Origin of the sequence: Ideonella sp. B508-1, assembly GCF_000333615.1 — a bacterium.
GTDB lineage: Bacteria > Pseudomonadota > Gammaproteobacteria > Burkholderiales > Burkholderiaceae_C > Ideonella.
Genome location: NZ_BADL01000375.1, coordinates 1 through 5,246, shown reverse-complemented (window position 1 = coordinate 5,246; position 5,246 = coordinate 1). Strand labels below are relative to the sequence as shown.

The 5,246-nt window shown below is 70.9% G+C and carries 4 protein-coding genes; 1 reads left to right on the top strand and 3 read right to left on the bottom strand.

Going from position 1 to position 5,246, the window contains the following annotated elements:
• Nucleotides 1-272: 272 nt before the first annotated feature.
• Entirely contained in the window at nt 273-911 is a 639-nt protein-coding gene (gene pdxH / locus I73_RS15785; protein ID WP_022981502.1) for a pyridoxamine 5'-phosphate oxidase, read from the top strand.
• A 30-nt stretch (nt 912-941) separates the two neighbouring features.
• Here the strand turns inward: pdxH and msrA are convergent, their stop codons facing one another.
• The 3 genes from msrA to I73_RS28300 all read right to left on the bottom strand — a co-directional run.
• Nucleotides 942-1,478: a peptide-methionine (S)-S-oxide reductase MsrA gene (msrA, locus tag I73_RS15780; protein WP_022981501.1), complete on the bottom strand. Its 537-nt coding sequence runs from the start codon at nt 1,476-1,478 to the stop codon at nt 942-944.
• A 33-nt stretch (nt 1,479-1,511) separates the two neighbouring features.
• Complete coding sequence (locus tag I73_RS15775) at nt 1,512-4,217, bottom strand: DUF748 domain-containing protein (RefSeq protein ID WP_026096810.1); 2,706 nt, start codon at nt 4,215-4,217, stop codon at nt 1,512-1,514.
• A gap of 48 nt (nt 4,218-4,265) precedes the next feature.
• Nucleotides 4,266-5,246, bottom strand: a 981-nt coding sequence (locus I73_RS28300; RefSeq protein WP_234409526.1) for a DUF748 domain-containing protein, incomplete at its 5' end; no start/stop codon positions are given.

The following is a 5,246-nucleotide window of genomic DNA, read 5'->3' as shown; positions in this document are numbered from 1 at the left end:
CCATCACCGGCAGGCAACTGGCCATCACCTTGGTGCAGGGTGTGGGCCAGCACGTTGCGGTTCCCCCAGGGCCTCGGACACCGGGGGCGGCCGCGCAGGGCCCCGCAGCCCCGGTGGGGGCTGGGGCACGGTGACGATGATGGCAGGGGTGGCGCTCATGGCGGCGTGGGCAAGGCAGGATGGCCGAAAGGACGCCCAGAGCTTCGGGCGCCCGGGCCATCCGGACAATGGGAGCATCACTTAAGGCCCCACCCCAGGCATACACTGTCGGAATGAGCGATCTGGGACACCTGCGCAAGAGTTACGAGCGCGACACGCTGGAGGAGACGCAGGCTTCCTCCGAGCCGCTGAGACAGTTCGAGCAGTGGATGAAGGAAGCCCTGGCCTCGGGCGTGGTGCCCGAGCCCAACGCGATGACGGTGGCCACCGTGTCGGCCGAGGGGCGCCCCTCCACCCGCATCGTGCTAATCAAGGCCTTCGATGCCCGCGGCATCGTCTGGTACACGAACTACCACAGTCGCAAGGGGTGTGAGCTGGCCGGCAACCCCTTCGCCGCGCTGCAGTTCCACTGGGTGGAGATGGAGCGGGTGGTGCGCATCGAGGGCCGGGTCGAGAAGGTCAGCGACGCCGAATCGGACGCCTATTACGCCTCCCGCCCGCTCGATTCCCGCCTGGGCGCCTGGGCCTCACCGCAAAGCGAGGTGATCAGCTCGCGGGCGGTGCTGGTGGCCAATGCCGCCAAGGCCGCCGCCCAGCATGGCCTGAACCCCGAGCGCCCGCCGCACTGGGGCGGCTACCGCCTCGTGCCCGACCGCTGGGAGTTCTGGCAAGGCCGCAAATCGCGCCTGCACGACCGGCTGTGCTACCGCCTGGTGGACGGCCAGTGGCTGCGCGAGCGACTGGCACCCTAGACACGAACCCGCGGTGGTCCAGCCCGGGCATCAAGAGCGCATCAGCTGCGCCATGGTCTTGCGGAACTTCTCCACCTTGGGCGCCACCACGAAGGCGCAGTAGCCCTGGCCCGGGTGGTTGGCAAAGTAGTGCTGGTGGTAGTCCTCCGCCGGCCAGAAGGACCGCAGGGGCTCCAGTTCCGTCACCACCGGGTCCTTCACATGGGCCTGCACCTCGGCCATCACCTCGGCGGCCACGGCGCGCTGCTCGTCACGCTCGACGTAGATGCCCGAGCGGTACTGGGTCCCCACATCGTTGCCCTGCCGGTTCAGCGTGGTCGGGTCGTGGATCAGAAAGAAGACCTCCAGCAACTCGCGCAGGCTCACCTGGGCGGGATCGAAGCGCAACTGCACCACCTCCGCGTGCCCGGTGCGCCCGGTGCAGACCTGTTCGTAGCTGGGGGCCTCCACTTGGCCATTGGCATAGCCGGACAGCACGGAGGTGACGCCGCGCACCTGCTCGTAGACGGCCTCCAGGCACCAGAAGCAGCCTCCGGCCAGGGTGATGGTGTCGGTGGAGCGATCCATGGCGGTGTCCTCGGTCGGTGGTGAAGAAGGCGATCAGCGGGTGTCCAGGCTCAGCTGGGCACTGGGCTGCCAGGGCTGAGAGTCCTTGGCACCGGCCGCGGTTCCCTCCCCGGTCGGCGGGGTCAGGGCGTGGGGCCGGGGAGCCGCCAGGAACAGCCGTTCGCTGGGCAGCCCGCGGGCCAGCAAGGCGTCCCGCACCGCGATGCCGCGGTCCAGCGCCAGCTGGCGCACCGTGTCCTCGTTGACAGGGGCAGCCTTGCGCAGCAGGGCCTCCATCTGGGCCACCGGAATGTCCTTGGCCAGCCCCAGCACGTTGCGTGGCTTGTCGGACAGTTGGGTGTCGGCATAGACCTGCCGCAGCAGGGTCCCGCGGGTGGCGGCATCCAGCGCGGGCAGCGGGGCATCGGGGGCCGCCCCTTCGCGCAGGGCCAGGCGTCGCTGCTCGGCCAGCACCCGCTGCTGCACCCAGGCCGCCTGCAGGGCCTCATGCTCGGCCGTCGGGTCGGCGGTGCCGGTCACCGTCATGCGCAGGCCAGGCCGGTCCTGCAGGGCCTTGGCCACCTTGTCCAGGGCTGCATCGGCGCCTGGCGCCAGGGACGCCGTGCCCGGCAGGAAGGCCACCTGGCTCAGGTCCGACCCACCGCCGCCGGTCAGCAGGGCGAACGGCGCGGTGATCGCCTTGACCAGCAGGTTGACGATGACCTTGACGATCAGCCCGCCGATGCTGAACTGCGGGTCGTTGATCGAGCCGCTGATGGGCAGGTCCAGGTCGATCACGCCATTGCGGTCCTTCAGCAGGGCCACGGCCAGCAGCACCGGCAGCTTGGTGGCGTCGGGGCTGTCGATCTTGTCGCCGAAGGTCAACTGGTTGAGGATGATCTGGTTGCGCGCCTGCAGCTTGCCATCCGGGTCGATGCGGTAGCCCACGTCCATCGTCAGCTTGCCACGCTCGATGGCATAACCAGCGTACTTGCCGGCGTAGGGCGACAGGGGCGCCAGCTCCAGGTCGGCAGCACGGGCCTGCAGGTCCATCGCCAGCGGGCTGGCCAGCGGGTTGACGGCCCCCTGGATGGTCAGCTGGGCCGTGCCGGCCGCACGCCCGCTGAGCTGCACAGTGGCCATCTGCGGCGAGGCGCTGCTGAAGGCGCCGATGCGGCCATTGAGCTCGGTCAGATCGGCCCGGTAGTTGGGGCGGATGAAGTGGTCCTCGAAGTCGACCCGCCCGCGCAGCAGTTCCACGCCGCCGATGACGATCTGAGGGGCCAGCGCCGCGGGCACGCCGGCCGTGGACGGCGCCTGGGCCGCAGTGATGACCGCCGAGGCGGCCGAGGCCACCGGGGCTGCCGACGTGGCCGCAGTTGCGGCCGCGGACGCGTTGGCTGCCGATGGGCTGGGAGCGCCCTCCGCCACGGCCAGCCCGGCAGCCCGCCGGGCGGCCAGATCGTTCAGGTTGAGCCGCCCCTGCTCGGTGACCACCAGGCGCGCAAAGAAATCGGACAGGCTCACCTGGCCCAGGCCATAGTGCGGTGCCTGCCCCGGCGCCATCCGGATGTCCAGGCCGGTCAGGCCCAGGGACTGCCAGCTCATCAGTTCATCGGCCTGCGCCGCCGCAGCGGCGTCGCCGACCGCCCCCAGGCGGCTGTTGAGACGGAAGTCGTTGAGCCGGGCCTCGCCCTGCACCCCCAGGCTGAGCCCGGCGGGTGCCCAACTCACGCGGGTCTGCAGGCGGGCACTGGCCTGGGCGTGGTCCACCGCCACCGGCCAGCCACCGTCCAGATAGCCCGAAGCCGTGGACAGCGGCAACTGGTCGGCGCGAACCTGGCCCTTCCATGACCAGGGGTCGAGCCCCAGCTGCCCCTGCCAGCGCAGGCTGCCCGGGCGGCGGGAGCGCTCGGCGGCCAGCCAGCGCAGCTCGCCCTGCACCGGCACCGCCGATCCCTTGGCCGCCGGCCACCGCAGCGCCCCCGCACGCAGGCCCAGCCCATCGAGGTTCACCTGGATCGGCTCGCCGCCCTGTGCCTCATCGCGCCATTGCAGGCGCCCCTTCTCCAGCGTGGTCTGTCCCAGGGCGATCTGCCAGGCCGGGCCCGTGTCCGCCGCGGCAGCATGCCCGCTGGTGTGGTCAGGCTGCGGGCGGACCCAGCGGCTCACATCGAGTTCGCCCCGGGCATCCCGACGCAACTGGGCCTGGGGCGCCGTCCAGCGCAGCTGTCCCACCTCGACAGTCCGCGCCGGACCGTCCACCGTCACGTTCTGCACGGTCAACCGGTCCCAGGCGGCCGCGGTGCGGGCGGCACGCCCGTCGCCGTCCAGCACCTTCCATTGGTCCAGGGACAGCTCGGGCACCTGCACGGTCGGCCACTGCGCCCCCGGCGCCCCCTGCCAGCGCAGCTGTGCCTGGGCCGAGACGCCCCCCTGCAAGCGGGGCTGCAGATAGGCCGCGAGGTAGGGCTGCCAGGCCTCCACGCGCCAGTCGGTGGCCTTCACATCGAGTTGACCGCCGTCGCGGCTCAAGCGCCCCTGCAACTCGGCATCGCCCGAGGGCACGGCCTTCTCGCCGGCCGCCAGGCTCCAGCGGGCCTGCACCTCGGTGGCACGGGCCGCCTCGGCCAAGGGCCAGTGCGCGTTCCGCACGGACACCGTGGGCAGCGACAGCGTCCACTGGCCTGCCGGGCGAGCCAGCGCATCCGCCAGTGCCAGCTGACTGTCCTCCACCGTCAGACGGTCCAGGGCCAGCACCCAGCCGGTCTCGTCGGCCTGACCGTCTGCACTGAGCGAAGCGTAGACCTAGGCCGGCAGGGCTGCGGATGCCGAGGCCGATGCCTGTGCAGCCTGCCGGGCGCCTGCGGGGGGACGGGTGAGCGCCAGCCAATCCCAGCGGCCTTGCGCATCCCGCCGGGCCGCCAAGCGCAGCCCCTTGAGCTGCAGCTGCTCCAGATCCAGCTGGCGCTTGCGGGGATTCACCGCCTTGATTTTCAGGTTCAGCGCCTGGATCGCCAAGGCCGGGGTCTGGTTCGGCCACTGCAGGGCCAGGTCCTTCAAACCCACGTCCCCGGACACGCGCCAGTCCATGCCCTGAGGGGTCTGCTCGATGCCCAGTGCCAGGTCAAGCGCCACATGCCCTTGCTGCAACTTCAACGGCAGGCCGGCGGGCAGGTAAGGCACCCAATGCGCCAGATCTAGATCCGGCAGGCGCAAATGCACCTGCTCGGGGGCCTTGGGGTCGAAGGGGGTCAGGCGGGCACCGGTGTCGAACTGGCTGCCGTCCAGGTCGAAGGCCAGCCGGGGCTGGACCTCGATCTTCTCGTCCGCCTCACTGAGCGTGGAGATGAAGGGCAGGCCCAGGGTCAGCCGGGACAGCCGATGGTGTTGGCCCACGGGGCGATCGTCCACGTCGACCCGCCCGTCCTGGATCTGCAGGTTGTAGAGCGCGAAGCGGGCGGGCTCGGTGGACGCGGACGTTGGCGCCGGCTTCTGCCAGCGCTGGAGCAGATCGTCGATGTCGTAATGCCCCTCGGCCGTGCGGCTGAGACTCAAACGAGGTCGCGTCAGGGTCAGCGCGCGCACCACCGGCGCACGGTGCCACAGCGACGACCACCCCAGCGACAGGGACAGTTCGTCCACCTGAAGCTGAGGCGGTTGCCCCGCCTGGGCCGCCGCCACCTCCAGATGCTCAAGACGCAGACGCAGCAGAAAGGGATTGAAGCGCACCGTCTGGACATGCACCGGGCGCCCGATCACAGCCGGCGCCTGGGCTTCAAGGCCCAA

Bases quoted from the DNA above. Each gene is read 5' to 3' on its own strand.
- msrA (WP_022981501.1), bottom strand. From the start codon at position 1,478: ATGGATCGCTCCACCGACACCATCACCCTGGCCGGAGGCTGCTTCTGG.
- pdxH (WP_022981502.1), top strand. From the start codon at position 273: ATGAGCGATCTGGGACACCTGCGCAAGAGTTACGAGCGCGACACGCTG.